This window comes from Proteus sp. G4380, assembly GCF_963885725.1.
Lineage (GTDB): Bacteria > Pseudomonadota > Gammaproteobacteria > Enterobacterales > Enterobacteriaceae > Proteus > Proteus mirabilis.
This window is the reverse complement of record NZ_CAWPAV010000187.1, coordinates 1-3102: the sequence shown is the minus strand read 5'-3', so window position 1 is coordinate 3102 and position 3102 is coordinate 1. Positions and strand designations below refer to the sequence as shown.

The following is a 3102-nucleotide window of genomic DNA, read 5'->3' as shown; positions in this document are numbered from 1 at the left end:
ATATTGCTATAATTAATGGTTATTTTTATTTTACTAAAATATCAGCCTATAATATATTATTAGCGTGAAAATAGATCATAATATATGTATCATAATTTCCGAAGCTGAAACAATTCAGTTTTTATATAATGACAATTAAATAGGTAATAGGCGATGAAGTATGATCTAAATGACCTCTATTATTTTGTTAAAGTGGTGGAGTTTGGCGGTTTTTCACAAGCGGCCGAAACGTTAGGTATTCCTAAATCAAAACTTAGTCGTCGTATTGCTGATTTAGAAGAGAGACTAAAGGTCTCGCTGATCTATCGTTCAACTCGTCAATTTCATGTCACTAAGATAGGGCAAACTTTTTACCAACAGTGTAAAAATGTCGTTGAACAAGCGGAGATTGCTCAAGAGGTTATTTGTTCAGCTCAAGGGCATCCTCACGGCACGATCAAACTCTCTTGCCCAGTTGCATTACTGCAAATTTATATTCAAGATATTTTGGTGGATTTTATGGCAAAATATCCTGATATCAATATACAAATTTTAGCGATCAATCGCCCTGTGGATGTGATCAGTGAAGGTCTTGACTTAGCTTTACGAGTTAGAGCATTACCTTTGGATGATTCTGGCTTAACGATGAAAATATTAGGCTATTCTCGCCGTGTTTTAGTTGCTAATCCGCTATTATTTGCAACCAACAGTGCGCCTGATTCTCCAGAGCAACTTGCTGATTATCCTATTTTAGCTAATAGCGAACATTCGCAGCAGTATACGCTAACGCTTACCCATAATGATGGTACCGTTTCAACGCAACATGTTACACCTAAATTAGCGACAACGGATGTGATGACTTTATATAAAGCAACATTAAAGGGACTTGGGATCACGCGTTTACCATTGAGTGTCGTAGAGAAAGAGTTAACAGATGGCTCTTTGGTGGAAGTCTTACCACAGTGGCGTTTTCCTAAAGATGTTATTCATGCCGTGTATCCGTCACGAAAAGGTTTATTACCTGCTATTCAAGTGTTATTAGATTATTTAGCGCAGAATATGGCTCCATATAAAGAGTAAAAAATAGATACAAACGACTGCTCTAAGTGAGCAGCCGTTTGTTATAAAAGTTATAGAGCAAGGAGAGTATTAATCATATTTCGTTTGGGATACGACCAAATTTACCTTGGTTAAAATCATCAATAGCTTGCCTAATTTCATCTTTGCTGTTCATCACAAATGGACCATAACCAACTACAGGCTCATTAATTGGCTCTCCGCTAAGATATAACACAACTGCATCTTCAATGGCTTCAAGGTTAATTGAGCCACCTTGATTATCTAAAATAACCAAATCGCCCGTATTTAATTGAGTTTGGCTATCAAGATAGGCGCTACCATGGAGTATCACTAATCCCACATAGCGATCTTTTTTGCTTGGTAAGGTCGTAGATTTACCACTTTTCAATTGAATATCCCAAACGTCAACAGGTGAAAAGGTTTTTGCCGCCCCTTGAGTTTGATGATATTCCCCCGCAATCACGCGCAGTTGTCCGGCATCATTCGCTAATGGAAGCACTGGAATAGCACTCTCTTTGAGTAACTGATAGCCAGCAGGCGCTGATTTAGCATGAGATGGGAGGTTTACCCATAACTGCACCATATCAAGTATGCCTCCCGCTTGGTTAAAGGCATCAGAGTGATACTCTTGATGTAATATACCTGATGCTGCGGTCATCCATTGTACATCTCCAGGGCCAATCACTCCTCCTTCACCTGTAGAATCGTGATGTGCCACTTCCCCTTTATAGACAATAGTCACAGTCTCAAACCCACGGTGAGGGTGTTCGCCTACACCACGGTTATGGCCTTGAGAGGCTGGAAAATCAGTCGGGCCGGCTCTGTCTAATAATAAAAATGGATTTAAATATTTACCATGATCACCATAACTAAATAGTGAGCGTACATGGAAGCCATCACCGACCCAATGTTGACGAGGCGCTTTATAAACACCAATAACTTTTTTCATAATGATATTCCTATAAAATTTCTATAGGTGGTATTCTAATGAGCTATATTGATTTGAGTAGAGGGGAAAATAGGTTTCATTATTCTAAAAATAGAACAATGACAAAAGTGTTTCAGTGTTCTATTTTTAGAATAGTGTTTATCATTATTGCTACTACCGACTTTTTAATTAATTGACTATTGTTAATTATATCGAGAGCGAGGAGATAATTAACGCTATTTCCTTATATCTTCTTCATATTGTTAATAATCGTTTTTGTTAATTAGAAGGAATAAATAAATGAGTACTCCTGCAAATTTCAATGGTCAACGTCCAGTTATTAATCCAGATGATGCTGTTATGTTATTGATCGATCACCAAAGTGGTTTATTCCAAACCGTTGGTGATATGCCAATGACGGAATTACGCGCTCGTGCTGCAGTATTAGCAAAAATGGCAACATTAGCGAAGATGCCAGTTATTACAACGGCTTCTGTCCCTCAAGGTCCTAATGGCCCATTAATTCCAGAAATTCATCAAAATGCACCACATGCTAAATATGTTGCCCGTAAAGGTGAAATTAACGCATGGGATAACCCTGAGTTTGTTGAAGCTGTGAAAGCAACGGGTAAAAAGCAATTAATTATTGCTGGTACTATTACGAGTGTTTGCATGGCATTCCCAGCAATTAGTGCTGTTGCTGAAGGTTATCAAGTTTTTGCTGTGATTGATGCATCAGGAACGTATAGCAAAATGGCAGAAGAAATTACCTTAGCACGTATTGTTCAAGCTGGTGTTGTGCCTATGGATACGGCAGCAGTGGCTTCTGAAATGCAAAAAACTTGGAACCGTGCAGATGCCGCTGAATGGGCTCAAGCTTATACCCAAATATTCCCTGCTTATCAGTTATTAATTGAAAGTTATAGTAAAGCTCAAGATGTTATAAAGAATAATGAAACTTTAGATTCACAACGTTAATTTGTTCTTGAATTTATTTAAAACTTATTAATTTAAAAATGCCTATAAATATTATTTTTATAGGCATTATTTTTGCTTTTTTTCAATAATATTGTTTTTAACAAGGGTGTAAAAGTAAAGTGTAGACTTATGTTTAT

The 3102-nt window shown here is 37.3% G+C and carries 3 protein-coding genes; 2 read left to right on the top strand and 1 reads right to left on the bottom strand.

Features of this window, described 5'->3' with window-relative positions:
* The first annotated feature begins 153 nt into the window (after window positions 1-153).
* A complete protein-coding gene (locus AACU98_RS16565) occupies window positions 154-1059 on the top strand; it encodes a LysR substrate-binding domain-containing protein (RefSeq protein WP_049200693.1) in 906 nt (301 codons plus the stop codon).
* Window positions 1060-1132: 73 nt separating this feature from the next.
* Here AACU98_RS16565 and AACU98_RS16560 read toward each other — a convergent pair whose 3' ends face one another.
* Window positions 1133-2008, bottom strand: coding sequence for a pirin family protein (locus AACU98_RS16560; RefSeq protein WP_004244304.1), 876 nt, complete (start codon window positions 2006-2008; stop codon window positions 1133-1135).
* A 279-nt stretch (window positions 2009-2287) separates the two neighbouring features.
* On the opposite strand from AACU98_RS16560, the gene AACU98_RS16555 reads away from it, so the two are divergent.
* Window positions 2288-2965, top strand: coding sequence for a hydrolase (locus tag AACU98_RS16555; protein ID WP_004244302.1), 678 nt, complete (start codon window positions 2288-2290; stop codon window positions 2963-2965).
* Window positions 2966-3102 lie beyond the last annotated feature (137 nt).

Excerpts from the sequence above, each read along its gene's own strand:
- AACU98_RS16555 (WP_004244302.1), top strand. The coding sequence starts at position 2,288 with ATGAGTACTCCTGCAAATTTCAATGGTCAACGTCCAGTTATTAATCCA.
- AACU98_RS16560 (WP_004244304.1), bottom strand. The coding sequence starts at position 2,008 with ATGAAAAAAGTTATTGGTGTTTATAAAGCGCCTCGTCAACATTGGGTC.
- AACU98_RS16565 (WP_049200693.1), top strand. The coding sequence starts at position 154 with ATGAAGTATGATCTAAATGACCTCTATTATTTTGTTAAAGTGGTGGAG.